The organism is Stenotrophomonas sp. Ste96 (genome assembly GCF_024519495.1).
GTDB classification, from domain to species: Bacteria; Pseudomonadota; Gammaproteobacteria; order Xanthomonadales; family Xanthomonadaceae; genus Stenotrophomonas; species Stenotrophomonas bentonitica_A.
Genome location: NZ_JALJRX010000001.1, coordinates 1,446,590 through 1,463,938, shown reverse-complemented (window position 1 = coordinate 1,463,938; position 17,349 = coordinate 1,446,590). Strand labels below are relative to the sequence as shown.

The window sequence follows — 17,349 nt, the reverse complement described above, 5'->3', positions numbered from 1 at the left end:
CCCGGCCGCGGCCCTGAACCGCGGATGGCCGCAGGCCTGTGCCTGCCTGCCGATCCCGCCGGTATTCACAAATTTCTCCAACGGCCTCGGTAGGCTGAAGGCCCCGGTGACAAACGCGGCAACTTTCGGCACTGTCGTGGTGTCTGTAATGCACGCAGTCTCTCCCTTGGCAAGGTGCCACGAGCTAGTCCATGAAATTCAAAGCCCCCGCATTCCTGATGGCCCTGGCGCTCACCGCGCCGATGGCACTGGCCGCCTACGCCGATTCGCCCGCGCTGCCTTCGGCGGCAACACCCGACCAGGTGACCACCTCCAAGCTGGTCTACGGGCTGCTGTCGGACAGCCGCTACGCCTACCGGCCGCGCGCGCTGGATGCCGCGACCTCCAAGGACGTCTTCAAGCGCTATCTGGAATCGCTCGATAGCAGCAAGCAGTTCTTCACCCAGGCCGACATCACCCGCTTCGCCCCGTTCGAGGCCAACATCGCCACCGCCATCCGCGGCGGCGAGCTGGAGCCGGCGTTCCAGGTGTTCGCGGTCTACAAGCAGCGCGTGGGCGAGCGCGTCGGGTATGCGCGCAAGCTGCTCAAGCAGGACTTCGATTTCAGCACCGACGAAAAGTTCGAGTACGACCGCAAGGACGTGCCGTGGGCCGCGAGCAGCGCTGAACTGGACGATCTGTGGCGCAAGTCGGTCAAGAATGACTGGCTGCGCCTGAAGCTGGCCGGCAAGCAGCCGGCCGAGATCCGCAAAACGCTGGACAAGCGTTACGCGACGCTGGAAAAGTCGGTCAATGAGTTGAAGGGCGAGGACGTGTTCCAGTTCTTCCTCAACGCCTACACCAGCGCCGTGGACCCGCACACGGATTACTTCACCCCGCGCACCGCCGAGAACTTCAACCAGGCGATGTCGCTGTCGCTGGAAGGCATCGGCGCGCAGCTGCAGCGCCAGGACGACATGGTGGTGATCCGCGAGGTCATCGCCGGCGGTCCGGCCGCGGTCAATGGCACGCTCAAGCCGGGCGACCGCATCGTCGGCGTCGGCCAGGGCAAGTCCGGTCCGCTGGAAGACGTGATCGGCTGGCGCATCGATGACGTGGTGGCCAAGATCCGCGGCAAGAGCGATACCCAGGTCCGCCTGGAGTTCATCCCGGCCGAAGAAGGCGTGGACGGCAAGCACCACACCCTGGTGCTGACCCGCCAGAAGGTGCGCCTGGCCGAACAGGCCGCCAAGGGCGAGACCCTGACCATTCCGGCCAAGGATGGAGAGCCCGAGCGCAAGGTGGGCGTGATCAAGCTGCCCACCTTCTACCAGGACTTCGAAGGGCGCCGCCGCAACGCTGCCGATTACGCCTCGGCCACCCGCGACGTGGCCAAGCTGCTGGCCGGCTTCAAGGCCGACAAGCTCGACGGCGTGGTGCTGGACCTGCGCAACAACGGCGGTGGTTCGCTGGATGAAGCGATCGAACTGACCGGTCTGTTCATCGAACAGGGCCCGGTGGTCCAGGTCCGTGAATCCGGTGGCCGCGTCACCGTCAACAGCGACCGCAGCGAAGTGGTCGCGTGGGATGGCCCGCTGGCCGTGCTGATCAACCGCGGCTCGGCCTCGGCCTCGGAGATCTTCGCCGGCGCCATCCAGGATTACGGCCGTGGCCTGGTGATCGGTGAGACCACCTTCGGCAAGGGCACCGTGCAGAACATCGTCGATCTGGACCGGTGGCCGAGCGGCGAGACCCAGCGCTTCGGCCAGGTCAAGCTGACCATCGCCCAGTTCTTCCGCGTCAGCGGCAGCAGCACCCAGCACAAGGGCGTGGTGCCCGATCTGGCCTTCCCGGCCAGCGTGGACGCCAGCGAGTACGGCGAAAGCACCTACGACAACGCGCTGCCGTGGACCCGCATCGCCGCGGTGCCGCACACCCAGTACGGCAACTTCGGCCCGCTGCTGCCCAAGCTGGAAAGCCGCCATGACACGCGTATCGCCGCCGACAAGGAGTTCCAGTGGTGGAACGAGGATGTCGAGCAGTTCCGTGCGGAGAAGGCCAAGAAGTACATCTCGCTCAACGAGGCCGAGCGCCGCGCCGAGCGCGAGAAGCAGGACAAGCAGCGCACCGATCGCCAGGCGATCCGCAAGCAGCTGGGCCTGGATCTGGACCCGCTGGCCGACGACAGCAATGACGACGGCCTGACCGGCAACGAACGCGACATCGTCAAGGATGCCGCCCGCGAGAAGGCCGCCGAAAAGCGCCCGGATCCGCTCCTGCGCGAGTCGGCGGCGATCCTGGCCGATGCGGTGAACCTGCTTGAGGCCGACCGCCCGCTGTCGGCCCAGGTCCTGCCGCAGTCGACTGCCGTGGGCCGCTGGGCGGACTGAACGCCGGCCGCCACCAGCTGAACAGGTGACAACTCCACAGGCCGCCCTTCGGGGCGGCCTGTGCGTATCCACCTCCTGCCAACGCGCACGGGTCTATCCTTGGAGGCTGGATTTCCGCAGGAGCGGCCATGCGCTTTCGTCGTGTACGTTCGATCCCGCTGCTGGCGGTGTTCGCCGCGTTGACCGCCTGTGGCGGCCGCGCCGCCGACAGCACCCTGATCCGTGAGTCGTTCGACTCCGGCGATACCTATTCGCGCACCGTGCCCGGCCCGCCGGCCCACGCCTGCGAGGCCGCCCGCCGCACCCTGCTCAGCCAGGGCTATGCGATCGCCCGCGCCGGCGATGATGCCGTGGAAGGCAACAAGAACTTCCAGCCCAGGGATGAAGAGCACGAGCAGCTGGTGCTGCGTATTTCGTGCGCGCCGCGCGGTGACCAGGCGCTGGTGTTCGTCAGCGCGGTGCAGGACCGCTACGCGTTGAAGAAAAGCCCGACCTCGGCCAGCGTCGGCGTCGGCGCGCTGGGCTCGGTCTCGCTGCCGTTCGGCAGCAATGACGACTCGCTGGTGAAAGTGGCCAGCAGCACCGTGCAGGACGCCACCTTCTATCGCCGCTTCTTCGAGCGCCTGCAGCAGTACCTGCCGGCAGCAGCCGTGCCCGAGCCCAGCCCGGCTGCCGCGCCGGCGACCGCCCCCGCTGCGGCGGTGGAGCCGACGCCAGCCACGGTGGTGAGCGATACCCCGGCCTCTCTGCGCTGAGCGGGCGGGGGTGCGGCGCGTCATGGCAGCAGGATCGCGGCGCTGGCGCCGCTGTGCGCTCGCGGTGCTGCTGGGGCTGATCCCGGCGGCCAGTGCGTGGAGCGCGGCGTCGTGCGCGCAGAGTGTGCTGGAAGCGCTGGGCTGGCAGTTCAGTGAGGCGGACGTCGCTGCGCCGGTGGTCCATGCCGGACCGGTGTGCGAGCGCCCCGACCTGCGCCAGGCGCGGGCCGCAGGCGACCTGCGCGTACAGCTGCCGCGGCAGTGGTCGGCGCAGCAGCGCCAGGCCTGGCTGCCGACCCTGTTCGATGACCCGGGCACGGTCTGTGCCTATGCATTCAAGCTGGGCGCGGCCACGCGCCGGGCCACCACCGCCCTGCAGGACAACGACGGCTTCCGCTTCTCGGCCTTGCAGCTGGGCTGGATCGGCTTCGGCGCCGGCGGCGCGCAGGCCAAGGGTTGGGAGCGCTTCCGCAGCTTCGGCCGCGGCTATCAGCCGGCCGAAGCCAACAGTGCGGCGCTGCAGACGTTCTACGATGGCCGCGTACGCGCCGAGTGCGGGGTCGGCCGCCAGGTGGCGCAGCTGGCGACCCAGCGCGAACTGTACGGCGATGCCGCCTTCGACCGCGAATTCTCCGCCGATGAACTCTCCATCGGCACGTTCCTGACCCTGCACGAGACCGACAGCATCCTGCTGGGCCGGCATGCCGGGGAGTTCCTGGCCGACGGCAAAGCCAGCAAGACCGCGCAACGCGGTCGGCAGGCGTTCGTGGGTGCGCCCGGTTTCATCGAGCACGTGTTCGAGCGCAAGTACCTGGATGACATCAACAACCAGGCCGAGAACTTCGTGGTGGTCGATGTCAGCGATGCCGCGGCGCGTGCGCTGCGCGAGCACGACGGCTTCGCCCATTACGACCAGGTCAACCGGCGCATCTGGTCACTGGCCCAGCGCATGCCGGGCCCGGGGCCGCGCCGCTTCGAGCGGCTGCTGATCGAGCGCGATCCGATCTGGAGGCGCGAGGTGCCGGCCGAACAGCAACCGCTGCTGAAGGAACTGGATGCGTTGCTGGACGATCCGTTCTACCAGGGGTTCCTGATTTACGTGCATCCTCGCGGTATACGTCCTATCGGATATCACATCGCGCGCCTGCTCGATCGCAATCCGCGCACGCCGTTCGCGATCGAGCTGGGGCTGCACAATCTGCACACCACGTTGTACCGGCGCTGGATCCAGGCGCAGCTGCGGCAATGCGCGGCAGCGCCGGTACCTCCTGTTACACAACCGCATTCGCAAGCTGAGCAAAGGTGAGTCATGGATATTGCAATGATTGGGCTGGGCCGCATGGGCGCCAACATGGCCGAGCGCCTGCATCGCGGCGGGCACCACGTGATCGGTGTCGATCCCGGTGAGGCCGCGCGTACCGCGGCCGCCGAGCGCGGTTTCGAGGTCAGTGCCTCGATCGCCGAGACGCTTGCGGCGCTGCCGGTGCCGCGCGTGGTGTGGCTGATGGTGCCGGCCGGCGTGGTTGACCAGACCCTGGCGTCGCTCTCGCCGCATCTGTCCGAAGGCGACGTGGTGATCGACGGCGGCAACTCGTATTACAAGGATTCCATGCGCCGCAGCGAGCAGCTGCAGGGCGAGGACGTGACCTACATCGACTGCGGCACCAGTGGCGGGGTGTGGGGCCTGCAGGAGGGCTACAGCCTGATGATCGGCGGCGACAAGGCCGCGGTCGAGCGGATCGGGGCGATCTTCCGCACGCTGGCACCGGCCGAGGACCGTGGCTGGGCGCACGTCGGCCCGAGCGGGGCAGGGCACTTCTGCAAGATGGTCCACAACGGCATCGAGTACGGGATGATGCAGGCCTATGCTGAAGGCTTCGCGCTGATGCAGCACAAGACCGACTTCAATCTCGATCTGGCGCAGGTGGCCAAGGCCTGGCAGCACGGCAGCGTGGTGCGCTCGTGGCTGCTCGACCTCAGTGCCGATGCACTGGGCCGCAACCCGCAGCTGGAGGGCATCGCGCCGTATGTCGAAGACTCCGGCGAGGGCCGCTGGACCGTGGCCGAGGCGATCGATCTGGACGTGCCGGCGCCGGTGATCACGCTGTCCCTGCTCGAACGCCTGCGCTCGCGCGAGAAGAACTCCTTCAGCGACCGCCTGCTGGCGGCGATGCGCAATGAGTTCGGTGGTCACGCGATCAAGACCACGTAAGCCGGATCGATGCGGGCCGGCGAAGGTGATCGTCCGGCCCGTGGGCGGCAGCGTGTAGATCCCCCGGCCAGAGTGAGTGAGCCAGGGCGTTGCCTCAGAGCGTCATCCGCCGCCCGCTGCGCGTACTTTCCGCACCGGCCTCCAGCAGGCGCATCAGCTGCAGCGCCTGCGCGGTGCTGACCGGTGCCTCTGCCACGCCCAGCATCGCATCGCGGAACTGCGCATAGAACGCACGGTAATCACCCGGCACGTTGTCCACGGTGCTGCGCTGGGTGTGACCCTCGGCGTCGACCCGCACCAGATGCCCGTGCTGCGGGTCCAGGCCCCAGCCCGGCGCACCCGGTGCGATGCCGCGGCGCAGCTGGTCTTCCTGCACGTCCAGCCCGTCTTTGAGATAGCTGCCGGCATCGCCATGCACGATGAAGCGCGGGCCGGAGGCGGCCACCAGCGAGCCGGCGTGCAGGATCGCGCGGTGCCGCGGGTAATGCAGCACCGCGTGGAAATAGTCGTTGCCCAGGGCGTGCTCACGCTGCGCCATCAGGTCCACGCTGATCGCGCCGGGCCAGCCGAACAACTGCAGCATCTGATCCAGCAGATGGGGGCCCAGATCCATCCACAGGCCGCTGCCGGGCGCATCGCTTTCGCGCCAGCGCTCGCGCACCTGCGGGCGGAAGCGGTCGAAGTGGGAATGGCATTCGGCGACGCGACCGATCCGGCCCTCGTCGATCACCTGCTTGAGGGTGAGGAAGTCGGCGTCATGGCGGCGGTTCTGGAAGACGGTGACCACGCGTTCGGCCGCCTGCGCGGCCTGCACCACCGATTCGGCCTCCGCAACGGACAGCGCGAACGGCTTGTCGACCAGTACATGCTTGCCCGCCGCGAGTGCGGCGCGCGCCAGGGGGGCATGCGCATCGTTCGGCGTGGCGATCACCACCGCGTCCACCGCCGGGTCGTCGAACAGCTGCTGCGGGTCCGCGCAGATGCGCACATCGGTGAAGCTGCGCAGCAACCGGTCGCGCTGCGAGCTGACGATGCTGTGCAACGCCAGGCCCGGCGTGTGCAGGATCAACGGCGCATGGAAGACGCTGCCGGCCAAGCCATAACCGATCAATCCCACCTGCAGTACGGCGGCCATGGTGCGCTCCAACATAACGGGGCAGGACAGCGTAACGGCTGGGCGCGCGCGGCGGAAATCTGAACGGTTTGGCCGCAAGCTGAGTGGTTCACGGCAGCGTTATGCGGCGCCCACGTCCCGTCCACGGCCCGGCACGGACACTGGCTGCACATCCGCAAAGGAATTCGAACATGACCAACACGACCCGTAATCTGCTTGCCGCTTCGCTGGCCCTGGGCATGGTGCTGGGCACCTCTTCCGCCATGGCCAAGGATCCGCCGAAGACCACCGATCATGCCGCGATGACCCATGCCGATACCCACGATTCGGCTGAGCCGGTCACCGACAGCTGGATCACCACCAAGGTCAAGACCGACCTGCTGACCAGCAAAAACGTCCCGGGTACCGAAGTGAAGGTGGAGACCGTCAATGGCGTGGTCACCCTCACCGGCACCGTGGCCAGCCAGGCCGAGCATGACAAGGCCGTCCGTGTGACCCAGCAGATCAAGGGCGTCAAGCGTGTCGACGCCGCTGGCCTGAAGGTCGCCGCGACCGCCGCCAAGCGCTGAGTCCTGCTGCACCGTTGAAGAGAGCGCGCCTTCGGGCGCGCTTTTTTGTGCGCGCTTGCCGAGCCCGCGCGCGGTTCAGTCAGGTGAGGGGCCGCGTATTCACAAAGGGGTGGAGTATATTCAGCGCTTCGCCATCGCCGTGCGGTGCGCATGCCGGCTGTACGCGCATGGGCGCGACCGGGTGTGGCACCGAGCTGAAGAGGGACTATGGCGCTGGTGTTCAGTGATCAAATCTGGGACCGCTGGCGATTGCCGGCACTGGCCCTGGCGGCGGTAGCCATCATCGTGGTGCCGTGGCTTACCCTGCGCAAGCTGGCTGATGACAACATCGATGCGATGAACTGGGTCACCCACACCCAGGATGTCGGCGTGGCCGTCTACCAATTGCAGGCCGACGTGCGCGATGTCGAATCGGCCGCGTTGACCATGTCCAAGGGCATCGATGCGCCTGGCCTGCGCGAACGCCTGGCCCAGGCCAACGACATCCCCGGGCGGCTGGCCCGGCTGGCCGAGCTGACCCGTGACAATCCGGATCAGCTGATCCGCATCGGTCGCATCCAGTCCATGCTCGAACGCCGCATGGAGCTGGCCAAGCAGCTGGCCCGCTCGGCGCCCGATGCCGACCAGCGGCAGCTGGTGGCCGACCTGACCACCCGCTACCCCATCCGCAACCTGGTCGAAGAACTGCAGGCCACCGAAGAGCAGCTGCTCGCCAAGCGCTCGGCGCTGTTCGCGGCCCAGCAGCGCCAGGGCGAGTTCATTTCCTGGTCGGCGCTGGTGGTGCAGCTGCTGCTGCTCGGCCTGGTGCTGTGGCTGCTGCAACGCCAGATCCGCCATCGTCTCAGCGCCGAACGCGCCTCGCTGCGCGCGGCCGGACGTGCCGCGTCGGTGCTGCACACGGTGCGCGAGCCGATCGTGCTGCTGGACCGCAGCCTGCGCGTGCAGATGCACAATCCCGCGTTCGCCGAACTGTACGGGCTGGACGAGGAGACCTCGGCCGAAGGCCTGCCGCTGGACAGCATCGGCGACGGGGCCTGGGCCGATGGAGTGGTCCGCCAGCGCCTGACCGACGTGCTGCTGCGCGGCCGCGAGCTGTGGGATTACGAGCACGAACAGCGCACCGCCGATGACGTGGTGCGGATCATGCTGATCAACGCGCGGCGCATGCCGCTGCCGGACAAGGACGATGAAGTGGTGCTGATGACGGTCAGCGATGTCACCGTGCAGCGCGCCGTACAGCTGCGGGTGGAGGAACTGAACCGCCAGCTGGAAGGCAAGGTCGAGCAGGTCTCGGAGGTGAATCGCGAACTGGAAGCCTTCAGTTACTCGGTCTCGCACGACCTGCGCGCGCCGTTGCGCCACGTGGCCGGCTTCTCCGACAAGCTCACCCGCCACCTGGGCGACGGGGCCGACGAGAAGTCCCTGCATTACCTGGGCGTGATTTCCAATTCCGCCCGGCGCATGGCCGCGCTGATCGACGATCTGCTGGTCTATTCGCGCCTGGGCCGGGCGGCGATGCGGCTGCAGGCGGTGGACATGCAGTCGCTGGTCGCCGATACCCGCGCCATGCTCGATGCCAACCAGCAGAGCGAGGCCGAGAGCACCGGCGTGCCGCACCATGTCGACTGGAAGATCGCGCCGCTGCCGATCATCGTTTCCGATGAAAACATGATGCGCCAGGTCTGGCTGAATCTGCTCGGCAACGCGATCAAGTATTCTTCCAACCGCGAGCCGGCCCGGATCGAGGTCGACTACAAGCTGCAGCCTGACGGCAGCCATCTGTTCACGGTCCGCGACAACGGCGCCGGGTTCGACATGGCCTACGCCGGCAAGCTGTTCGGGGTGTTCCAGCGGCTGCACAAGGCCAGCGACTACCCGGGCACGGGCATCGGCCTGGCCAGTGTCCGCCGGGTGCTGACCCGCCACGGCGGCCGCATCTGGGCCGAATCGGCGGTCGATCAAGGCGCCACGTTCCACTTCGTTCTTCCACCCGCGCTCGACGCAATCAACAAGGGCTCCGCCGTATGACCGCTCTCCGTACCATCCTCCTTGCCGAGGACAGCCCCGCCGACGCCGAGATGGCCATCGACGCCTTGAAGGAGGCCCGCCTGGCCAACCCGATCGTGCACGTCGAAGACGGCGTGGAAGCGATGGACTACCTGCTGCGCCGTGGCGCCTTCGCCAACCGCGACGAAGGCCTGCCGGCGGTGCTGCTGCTGGACATCAAGATGCCGCGCATGGACGGCCTGGAAGTGCTCAAGGAAATCCGCAACACCGAGGAGCTCAAGCGGCTGCCGGTGGTGATCCTGTCCTCCTCGCGCGAAGAAAGCGATCTGGCGCGCAGCTGGGACATGGGCGTGAACGCGTACGTGGTCAAGCCGGTGGACGTGGACCAGTTCTTCGGCGCCGTGCAGACCCTGGGCAAGTTCTGGGGCCTGATCAACCAGGCACCGGAGATCGAGTAAGCCCATGCCGCTGACCGGCCCTGCGTTGGGTGCCCTGCGGATCCTGCTGATCGAGGATTCGCCGGAAGACGCCGAACTGATGTGCGAACAGATGCTCGACGCTGGCCTGGAAGCCAGCTTCGAGCGGGTGGAGAGCGCGCAGGAACTGCGTGAGGCGCTCGAGCGCGCCGCGCCGGACATCGTGCTCTCCGACCTGAGCATGCCCGGCTTCTCCGGCAACGAGGCGCTGCAGATCGTGCGCGCTGCCTTGCCCGAGGTGCCCTTCATCTTCGTGTCCGGCACGATGGGTGAGGAAAACGCCGTGGCGGCCCTGCACCAGGGCGCCAACGACTACATCATCAAGCACCAGCCGGCGCGCCTGCCCTCGGCGGTGGCCCGTGCGGTGCGCGAAGCGCGCAGCGCGATCGACCGCCAGCGCGTGGAAGCCGAGCTGATGCGTGCCCAGCGGCTGGAAAGCCTGTCGCTGCTGGCGGCCGGGCTCAGCCACGACCTGCGCAACATCCTGCAGCCGCTGCTGATCATGCCCGACCTGATGAAGGCGCGGACCGAAGATCCGCAGCTGCACCACCTGGCCGACATCATCGCCGAGTGCGGCCGGCGTGGTCATGAGATGGCCGAGTCGATGCTGTCCTTCGTGCGCGGGTCGCGCAAGCCCAGCGAACACATCTGCCTGGTCCACCTGTTCGAAGGCGTCGAGCTGCTCCTGCGCAGCAACCTGCCGGCCAAGGTCACCCTGCACCTGGAGGTGGCCGACGGCCTGGCGGTGGACGCCAACTACACCGAGTTGCAGCAGGTACTGCTCAACCTGTCCCTGAATGCCATCCAGGCCATGCCCAATGGCGGCCGTCTGACCCTGCGTGCCGCCCCTGCGGCCGATACCCATGGCGACGACTGGCTGCGCATCTCGGTGACCGACGAGGGCATCGGCATGGATGCGGACACGCTCTCGCACCTGTTCAATCCCTTCTTCACCACCAAGGCGACCGGCACCGGCCTGGGCCTGATCTCGTGCAAGCGCATCATCGAGGGCGCGCACGGCAGCATCCACGTCGACAGCCAGCCCGGTGTGGGCACGCGCTTCGATCTGCTGCTGCCCATGCGCGAGATCACCGACACCGCCGACGCCGTGGATGGGCCGATCGCCGCCGGTGCCGGCCAGTCGATCCTGGTCGTGGATGGTGAGGCGACGCGCCTGTCGCTGCTGGGCAACGCGCTCTCCAGCCAGGGTTACCACCTGCAGCTGGCCTCCGATGGCGCGGCCGCGCTGCGCTGGATGCAGCAGGAAAGCATGCCCGCGCTGGTGATCGCCGATGCCGGCTCCAAGCTGCTCTCGGCCAGCCACCTGCTGGGCGAGATGGCCACGCTGGGCTATCGCGGCCCGGCGCTGGTGCTGGAGGAAGCCGATGTGACCGTGCCGCTGGCGGTGTTCCCGCCCGGCATCAACGTGCACGTACTGCGCAAGCCGCTGGAAATGCAGCAGGTATTCCGTTCAGTGGCCGAGGCGCTGGAAACCGCCTGATCAGCCTTCCCACGGAAAGCGTGGGAGGCTGGCCACGGCCTGTTCGAGTTTGTACGACCAGTTGCCGTGGATCTCGGCATACAGCGGACTGTCGCCGGCCAGGCGCATGCGCTGGGTGATGCGCAGGTCATCCTTGCGGATCAGCACCAGATCCACCGGCAAGCCCACCGAGAGATTGGACCGGATCGTGGAGTCCAGCGAGACGATGGCGGTGCGCGCGGCATCTTCCAGGCGGGTCTGAGGGCGCAGGATCCTGTCCAGGATCGGCTTGCCGTACTTGGATTCGCCGATCTGCAGGAACGGGGTTTCCGGCGAGGCCGCGATGGCATTGCCGAGTGGATAGATCATGTACAGCCCGGGGTGCTCGCCGCCGATCTGGCCACCGAGGATCAGCGTCGCCTGGGTCACGATGCCGTCCTGGCCCGCCTCATGCGTGCTGGATTTGACCTGGCTGTCGAGCAGGACCCGGCCCACGTACTCGGCTACTTCGAACAGATGCCGGTAGGCGCGCAGGTTTTCCGGCCGCTGCTCTTCCACGTCACGGCGCAGCCGCGAGATCAGCAGCTGGGTGGTCGCCAGGTTGCCGGCGGCCATGATCACGAAGGCCGCCTCCCCGGGGAACTCGAACTCGTGCAGCTTGCGGTGCACGCGCACGTCGTCCAGCGACGCGTTGGTACGGGTATCGGCGGCGAAGACCAGGCCTTCGTCCACCTCGATGCCGACGCAATAGGTCATGTCGGTGTCCTATGATGTGCACCCCGATTCTATGCGCTGGCCCTGTTGGCCCGGTGTGGAATCGCCCCACGTACGCTGAATACCATGACCACTGCGCTCCTGAGCCTGGGCAGCAACCTGCAGCCGCAACAGCACCTTCACGCCGCGGTGGAGGCCCTGCGCGCGCGCTTCGGCACGATCGCGGTCTCACCGGCCTACCGCACCGCCGCGGTGGGCTTCGATGGTCCGGATTTCCTCAACAATGCGGTGGCGATCGAAACCGACCTGCCATTGCAGACGCTGGATGATTGGCTGCATGCGCTGGAAGACGCCCACGGGCGCGACCGCAGCGGCCCGCGCTTCAGCGACCGCACCCTGGACATCGATGTGGTGTTCTACGGCGACCTGATCGTGGAGGGCCCCGGCCATCTGCGCATTCCGCGCCCCGAACTCAAGCATGCTTTCGTGCTCAAGCCGCTGGCCGACATCGCCCCGGCGTTCCGCGATCCGGTCAGCGGGTTGAGCCTGGAGGCGCTGTGGCGTGCCCACCGGCAGTTCGGCGAGCCGTTCGACACGATGGACCTGCTGCCCGCGTAATCATGCACCGAGTAGTGCCGGCCGCTGGCCGGCACTGCGGCCACATCGGGTTCATGCAGAGCCGGCCAGCGGCCGGCACTACCGGGGCGGTCCAACGGGTGTTCAGGACAACGTGCGCCCGCCATCCACGCGCAGGGTGTGCCCGGTCACGAACGCCGCATCCGTGGCCAGCCAGTACACCGCCTCGGCGATCTCCTCCACGGTGCCGGTGCGGGCCAGCGGGGTACGCGCCAGCAACGCCTGCTGGGCGAAATCATCCTTGCCCTGTTCCGGCCACAGGATCGCCCCGGGCGCGACCGCGTTGACCCGTACCTTGGGCGCCAGTTCCAGCGCCAGCGAGCGGGTCACCATTTCCAGCGCTGCCTTGGCGGCCGCGTACACCGGGTGGTCGCGCATCGGCTGGGTGCCATGCAGATCGGTCAGGTTGACGATGCTGCCCTGCTGGCGGCGCAGGTGCGGCGCGGCGGCCTGGGCCAGCAGCAGCGGGGCACGCGCATTGACCGCGAACAGGTCATCCCACTGGGCGGCGGTGATCTGGCCAAGCAGGGTGGGGTAGAAGTTGGAGGCATTGTTGACCAGCGTGTCCAGCCGGCCGAACTGGGCCACGGTCTGGTCGATCAGATCGGGCAGGGCCTCGGCATCGCGCAGGTCGGCCTGCAGCGCCAGCACGCTGCCCGGGCGCAGCATGTCCATGTCGAAGGCCATCTGCTGCAGCTCGGTGGTGGAGGTGTGGGCGTGCAGCACCACCGACCAGCCACAGGCGTGGAACTGGCGGGCGATGGCCGCGCCGATCCGGCGCGCGCTGCCGGTGATCAGCGCCACGGGCGCGGTATCGGTCATCGGGGGTACTCCCTGCTCAGGCTATGCTGTGCATTGTCACCGCAATCGCCCGCGCCATGCATTCCCCACTGCCCCTCCCCGAAACCGACGCCCTGGCCCACAGCGACGAGCTGGCTGCGGCGCTGCGCGCTGAAATCCTTGCCAACGGCGGCGCGATGCCGTTCTCCCGCTTCATGGAGCTGAGCCTGTACGCGCCCGGTTGGGGCTACTACAGCGCCGGTGCCAGCAAGTTCGGGGCCGCCGGCGATTTCACCACCTCGCCGGAAATCGGCGCGCTGTTCGCCGCCACGCTGGCCAATGCGATCGCCCCGGTGATGCAGCAGCTCGGGCCGCAGGCGCGCTTCATGGAGGTCGGTGGCGGCAGCGGCGCCTTTGCCGAAGTGATGCTCAAGCGCATGCTGGAACTGGACGCGCTGCCCGAGCGCTACGCGATCCTGGAACCCAGCGCGGACCTGCGGCAGCGCCAGCGCGAGCGCCTGGAAAAGGCGTTGATTCCACCGGTGTTCGCCCTGGTGGAATGGCTGAACGGCCCGTTCGATGATGACTGGGACGGCATGGTCTTCGCCAACGAAGTGATCGATGCGCTGCCGACGCCGCGCTTCCTGGCGCGCGACGGCATGGTCTATGAAGAGACCGTCGAACTGGATGCCGACGGCGCCTTCGTGCGTGGCGCGCAGCCGGCCGATGCGATGCTCAGTGCCGCGGTCCGCCACGTCGAGCATTACCGCGAAAAGCCCTTCGCCGACGGCTACCGTTCCGAACTGCTGCCGCAACTGCCGTACTGGATCCAGGCCATTGCCGGCGGCTTGAAGCGCGGCGCGATGCTGTTCGTCGATTACGGCTACCCGCGCAACGAGTATTACCAGGACGACCGCGACGACGGCACCGTGCGCGCGTTCTACCGCCACCACGTGCACAACGACCTGTATCGCTGGCCGGGCCTGCAGGACCTCACCGCCTCGGTGGACTTCACCGCGCTGGCCGAAGCCGGTACGGGCGCCGGTTTCGAGCTGGCCGGTTACTGCACCCAGGCCAGTTTCCTGCTCGGCAACGGGCTGGATGCGCTGTTGGAAAAAGCCGATGCGCGCACCGACGAGATCGGCCGTGTGCGGCTGCGCGACCAGGTGAAAAAGCTGACGTTGCCGACCGGGATGGGCGAGCGCTTCCAGGTCATGGGCTTCCAGCGCGATGTCGATTTCGAACCGGCGTTCGCGCTCGGCGATCTGACCTGGCGCCTGTAACGTGGCGGCCACGAACCTGTTGAAGCCGCTGCGCTGGCCGCGGTTCTGGCTGGCGCTGTGGTGGGGGGCGGTGTTGGGCACGATCGTGGTCTGCCTGATCCCGCCGCCGCCGCTCACGTTGCCGGAGAACAGCGACAAGATCGAACACTTCCTCGCGTACTTCCTGCTGGCCTCGTCGGCAGTGCAGATCTACCAGCGACGCGCGGCCCTGATCTGGGCTGCGGTCGGCCTGGTCGCGCTGGGTATTGGCATCGAATTCGCGCAGGGCGCCTTGACCGTCAACCGCATGGCCGACCCGATGGATGCGCTCGCCAACAGCGTTGGCGTGCTGGCCGGCATGGCGATCGTGTTGACCCCGTTGCGCGACCTGCTGGTACGCCTGCGCGGGTAATGCGGCACCGGTACTGCCGCCCGGGCGACGCATGACGGGTAGTGCCGGCCGCTGGCCGGCAACCTGGCGAATGCCGGATTCATGAGGTGCCGGCCAGCGGCCGGCACGACCTCTTCCGTCCCGCCTGCGGCTGCGGCGTCACCGCGGCAACAAGGTCATCTCATCCAGCACCCACATCGTCGGCCGGGTATCGCCGGTGAAGCGCACGCACAGGTTCTGCGTGCCCTTCAGCGACCGCGGCAGTGCAGCCTCCAGGGTGATGAAGCCATCGGCGCCCGGCGCGGCCGGCAGCGTCACGCTGGCCAGCGGCTTGCCATCGCACTGCCCGCCGAGGATGTCCATCTCCCCGTGTGCGCTGCGCTTGGGTGCGAAGCGGCGGTTCGGCTCATCGTGGGCCAGCTGGAAGTAGTACGGAATCTGTCCGGCACGCACGCGCAGCTTGGCGATGCCGTCTACGTCTGCATCCTTCCACAGCCAGCACGGGTTGAAGATGTCCACGTTGAAGATCGCCCGCTCGCCCTCGGCCGGGCCGTCGTCTTCCAGGCGCAGCAGCAGCTGGCCTTCGCCCGGGCACTGCGCGAGCTGCTCGTCGGTGCGCGACAGCAGCGAGGTAGCGGTGATGTCGAAGCGGCTGGCCGCCTTGGCCAGTGCCTGGCCATTGAAGAACGTGGCCGCCTGCAGCGCCACCGGCAGCGGCTGCTGCAGCGGGGTGGTGTAGCGCGGTGAGCGGGCGGTGACCGCGCTGCCGTCCACGCTGTAGTGGATGTCGTAACCGAGGGGGCTGCGCAGGGCCAGCGTCGCGGTGCCGGCGCGACGGTCATCGCGGCTGTCCAGCTCCACCTGGAACGGGGTCTGTGCGTACGCAATGCCCATGGCCTGGTATCGCTGCAGCTGCGCCGGCAGGCGCGCCAGGAAATCGGCGTAGTCGCGTCGTTCGCGCGGCGACCAGCCGGTCTCGGCCACGGCGGCCAGGCGCGGGAACAGGTTGTGCTGCAGGCGGGCGTAGCTGCGGGTGTGCTCGGTGAACATGTTGGCCTGCAGGCCGAGGATGTGGTGCTGCTTGTCCTTGGCCAGTGCATCGGGCACCGGCTCGAAGCCGTACACGCGCGCCAGCGGAATCGTCGCCGGGCGGCCCGGCGGCTCGTTCGGCGAGTTGGTCTGCAGGTAATCCATGTACATGTCCGTCACCGGCGACATCACCACGTCATGGCCCTCGCTGGCCGCCTTGAGGCCGCCTTCGGTGCCGCGCCAGGACATCACCGTGGCCTCCGGCGGCAAACCGCCCTCAAGGATCTCGTCCCAACCGATCAGCCGCCTGTCGTGCTTTTCCAGGAAGGTCTCCAGGCGTTTGATGATGTGGCTCTGCATTTCCATCTCATCACCGGCGCCCAGCTCGCGCATGCGCGCCTGCACCCGCGCGGAGGCTTCCCACTGGTCCTTGACCGCTTCGTCGCCGCCCACGTGAACGTACTTGGCCGGGAACAGCGCGATGACCTCTTCCAGCACGTTCTCGAGAAACGCGAAGGTACTGTCTTCGGTGTTGAACAGGTTCGGGAACACGCCCCATTCGCTCAACGGCCTGAGCGGCGTGTCGAGGGTGCCAAGCTCGGGATAGGCCGCGATCGCCGCGGTCGCGTGGCCCGGGACGTCGATCTCCGGAATGACCTGGATGTGGCGCTCAGCCGCATACGCGATCACCTCGCGGATCTGCGCCTGCGTGTAGAAGCCGCAGTACGGGCGCTCGGCGCCGGTGACCGGATCGTGGCCGCCATCGCCGGCCGGAATGCGGCAGCTGCCGACCCCGGTCAGCTTCGGGTAGCGCTTGATCTCCATGCGCCAGCCCTGGTCATCGGTGAGATGCCAATGGAAGGTGTTGAGCTTCTGCTCGGCCATCGCATCGAGGACCTGCTTGATCTCATCCAGGCTCTGGAAATGGCGGGCCGAATCGAGCATCAGGCCGCGCCAGCTGAAACGGGGGGCATCGTCGATGCGCAGCGCCGGGAGTTGCCCCTGGCTGCCACCGGTGAGCAGCTGCGAGAGCGTGGCCGCACCGTAGAACAGTCCGGCTTCGGTTGCGGCCTGCACCGTTGCGCCGCGCGCGTCCGAACGCAGCTGGTAGCCCTCGGCGCCGGTCTTGAGCGTGGCGTCGAGTACGAAGCGGATGCCGTCCTTGCCGCGTCCTTCGCTGACCGTCACCGCCGGGCCACCGCTGTTGCGCAGCAGGGTGGCGAACTGGGCGGCAACGCGGCCGGCGGCCTGGCCCTGCGCATGCACCGGGGTGGCCGCGCTCACCGTATAGCCGGCGCCGTCGAGGCGGTCGACCCTGGCCGGTGCCGGAATCAGCATCAGCGAGCCGGGCAGGGCCTGCGGCCCGTTGGGTGCCTGTGCGTCGGTGGCCTGGGCCAGCGGGGCGAGGGAAAGTGCCAGTGCGAAGGACAGCAGCGACAGCGAGGTACGACGGGTGCGGGTGTGCATCGGGTCATTCCTTTGTAGCGAATCGGGTTCCACCTGTGAAACGGGCCCGGAAATCCGGGCCCGTTTCAGGTGTGCAGCGTGTTACCGC

15 protein-coding genes are annotated in these 17,349 nt (G+C 67.8%); 11 read left to right on the top strand and 4 right to left on the bottom strand.

Annotated elements, in window-relative coordinates; genetic code table 11:
* Nucleotides 1-191 precede the first annotated feature (191 nt).
* The 4 genes from OC373_RS06585 to gnd all read left to right on the top strand — a co-directional run bounded on the left by OC373_RS06585 (nt 192) and on the right by gnd (nt 5,336).
* The gene (locus OC373_RS06585; protein WP_046274257.1) at nt 192-2,369 is read left to right on the top strand and encodes a carboxy terminal-processing peptidase; all 2,178 of its coding nucleotides are present in this window, start codon (nt 192-194) and stop codon (nt 2,367-2,369) included.
* Between the two features lie 128 nt (nt 2,370-2,497).
* Nucleotides 2,498-3,124 carry a DUF2242 domain-containing protein gene (locus tag OC373_RS06580; protein WP_261997307.1) on the top strand — a complete coding sequence of 209 codons (627 nt, stop codon included), beginning with the start codon at nt 2,498-2,500 and terminating at the stop codon, nt 3,122-3,124.
* A gap of 22 nt (nt 3,125-3,146) precedes the next feature.
* On the top strand, nt 3,147-4,430 hold the full coding sequence (locus OC373_RS06575) for a hypothetical protein (RefSeq protein WP_070425950.1): 1,284 nt from the start codon (nt 3,147-3,149) through the stop codon (nt 4,428-4,430).
* A gap of 3 nt (nt 4,431-4,433) precedes the next feature.
* Entirely contained in the window at nt 4,434-5,336 is a 903-nt protein-coding gene (gene gnd, locus OC373_RS06570) for a phosphogluconate dehydrogenase (NAD(+)-dependent, decarboxylating) (RefSeq protein ID WP_070425949.1), read from the top strand.
* 94 nt (nt 5,337-5,430) lie between these two features.
* On the opposite strand, the gene OC373_RS06565 is transcribed toward gnd, so the two are convergent.
* Complete coding sequence (locus tag OC373_RS06565; protein ID WP_070427470.1) at nt 5,431-6,471, bottom strand: oxidoreductase; 1,041 nt, start codon at nt 6,469-6,471, stop codon at nt 5,431-5,433.
* A gap of 170 nt (nt 6,472-6,641) precedes the next feature.
* Between OC373_RS06565 and OC373_RS06560 the strand changes: the two genes are divergently transcribed.
* The 4 genes from OC373_RS06560 to OC373_RS06545 all read left to right on the top strand — a co-directional run bounded on the left by OC373_RS06560 (nt 6,642) and on the right by OC373_RS06545 (nt 11,003).
* Nucleotides 6,642-7,019, top strand: coding sequence for a BON domain-containing protein (locus OC373_RS06560; RefSeq protein WP_019186026.1), 378 nt, complete (start codon nt 6,642-6,644; stop codon nt 7,017-7,019).
* A 207-nt stretch (nt 7,020-7,226) separates the two neighbouring features.
* Nucleotides 7,227-9,047 carry an ATP-binding protein gene (locus OC373_RS06555; RefSeq protein ID WP_261997306.1) on the top strand — a complete coding sequence of 607 codons (1,821 nt, stop codon included), beginning with the start codon at nt 7,227-7,229 and terminating at the stop codon, nt 9,045-9,047.
* Nucleotides 9,044-9,484, top strand: a complete 441-nt coding sequence (locus OC373_RS06550; RefSeq protein WP_019186024.1) for a response regulator — start codon at nt 9,044-9,046, stop codon at nt 9,482-9,484. The genes OC373_RS06555 and OC373_RS06550 overlap by 4 nt, the downstream gene beginning before the upstream one ends.
* Nucleotides 9,485-9,488: 4 nt before the next feature.
* A complete protein-coding gene (locus tag OC373_RS06545; protein WP_019186023.1) occupies nt 9,489-11,003 on the top strand; it encodes an ATP-binding protein in 1,515 nt (504 codons plus the stop codon).
* On the opposite strand, the gene OC373_RS06540 is transcribed toward OC373_RS06545, so the two are convergent.
* On the bottom strand, nt 11,004-11,738 hold the full coding sequence (locus OC373_RS06540) for a 20S proteasome subunits A/B (protein ID WP_046274261.1): 735 nt from the start codon (nt 11,736-11,738) through the stop codon (nt 11,004-11,006).
* 84 nt (nt 11,739-11,822) lie between these two features.
* Between OC373_RS06540 and folK the strand changes: the two genes are divergently transcribed.
* Nucleotides 11,823-12,314, top strand: coding sequence for a 2-amino-4-hydroxy-6-hydroxymethyldihydropteridine diphosphokinase (gene folK / locus OC373_RS06535; RefSeq protein WP_070425947.1), 492 nt, complete (start codon nt 11,823-11,825; stop codon nt 12,312-12,314).
* Between the two features lie 102 nt (nt 12,315-12,416).
* On the opposite strand, the gene OC373_RS06530 is transcribed toward folK, so the two are convergent.
* Complete coding sequence (locus OC373_RS06530) at nt 12,417-13,154, bottom strand: pteridine reductase (RefSeq protein WP_019186020.1); 738 nt, start codon at nt 13,152-13,154, stop codon at nt 12,417-12,419.
* Between the two features lie 56 nt (nt 13,155-13,210).
* Between OC373_RS06530 and OC373_RS06525 the strand changes: the two genes are divergently transcribed.
* Together OC373_RS06525 and OC373_RS06520 are read left to right on the top strand one after the other, a co-directional pair.
* Complete coding sequence (locus OC373_RS06525) at nt 13,211-14,395, top strand: class I SAM-dependent methyltransferase (RefSeq protein WP_070427469.1); 1,185 nt, start codon at nt 13,211-13,213, stop codon at nt 14,393-14,395.
* Between the two features lies 1 nt (nt 14,396).
* On the top strand, nt 14,397-14,786 hold the full coding sequence (locus OC373_RS06520) for a hypothetical protein (RefSeq protein WP_102789397.1): 390 nt from the start codon (nt 14,397-14,399) through the stop codon (nt 14,784-14,786).
* 138 nt (nt 14,787-14,924) lie between these two features.
* On the opposite strand, the gene OC373_RS06515 is transcribed toward OC373_RS06520, so the two are convergent.
* Nucleotides 14,925-17,261, bottom strand: a complete 2,337-nt coding sequence (locus OC373_RS06515) for a family 20 glycosylhydrolase (protein ID WP_261997305.1) — start codon at nt 17,259-17,261, stop codon at nt 14,925-14,927.
* Nucleotides 17,262-17,349 lie beyond the last annotated feature (88 nt).

Coding starts and splice junctions, on each gene's coding strand:
- OC373_RS06585 (WP_046274257.1), top strand. CDS start 192: ATGAAATTCAAAGCCCCCGCATTCCTGATGGCCCTGGCGCTCACCGCG.
- OC373_RS06580 (WP_261997307.1), top strand. CDS start 2,498: ATGCGCTTTCGTCGTGTACGTTCGATCCCGCTGCTGGCGGTGTTCGCC.
- OC373_RS06575 (WP_070425950.1), top strand. CDS start 3,147: ATGGCAGCAGGATCGCGGCGCTGGCGCCGCTGTGCGCTCGCGGTGCTG.
- gnd (WP_070425949.1), top strand. CDS start 4,434: ATGGATATTGCAATGATTGGGCTGGGCCGCATGGGCGCCAACATGGCC.
- OC373_RS06565 (WP_070427470.1), bottom strand. CDS start 6,471: ATGGCCGCCGTACTGCAGGTGGGATTGATCGGTTATGGCTTGGCCGGC.
- OC373_RS06560 (WP_019186026.1), top strand. CDS start 6,642: ATGACCAACACGACCCGTAATCTGCTTGCCGCTTCGCTGGCCCTGGGC.
- OC373_RS06555 (WP_261997306.1), top strand. CDS start 7,227: ATGGCGCTGGTGTTCAGTGATCAAATCTGGGACCGCTGGCGATTGCCG.
- OC373_RS06550 (WP_019186024.1), top strand. CDS start 9,044: ATGACCGCTCTCCGTACCATCCTCCTTGCCGAGGACAGCCCCGCCGAC.
- OC373_RS06545 (WP_019186023.1), top strand. CDS start 9,489: ATGCCGCTGACCGGCCCTGCGTTGGGTGCCCTGCGGATCCTGCTGATC.
- OC373_RS06540 (WP_046274261.1), bottom strand. CDS start 11,738: ATGACCTATTGCGTCGGCATCGAGGTGGACGAAGGCCTGGTCTTCGCC.
- folK (WP_070425947.1), top strand. CDS start 11,823: ATGACCACTGCGCTCCTGAGCCTGGGCAGCAACCTGCAGCCGCAACAG.
- OC373_RS06530 (WP_019186020.1), bottom strand. CDS start 13,154: ATGACCGATACCGCGCCCGTGGCGCTGATCACCGGCAGCGCGCGCCGG.
- OC373_RS06525 (WP_070427469.1), top strand. CDS start 13,211: ATGCATTCCCCACTGCCCCTCCCCGAAACCGACGCCCTGGCCCACAGC.
- OC373_RS06515 (WP_261997305.1), bottom strand. CDS start 17,261: ATGCACACCCGCACCCGTCGTACCTCGCTGTCGCTGCTGTCCTTCGCA.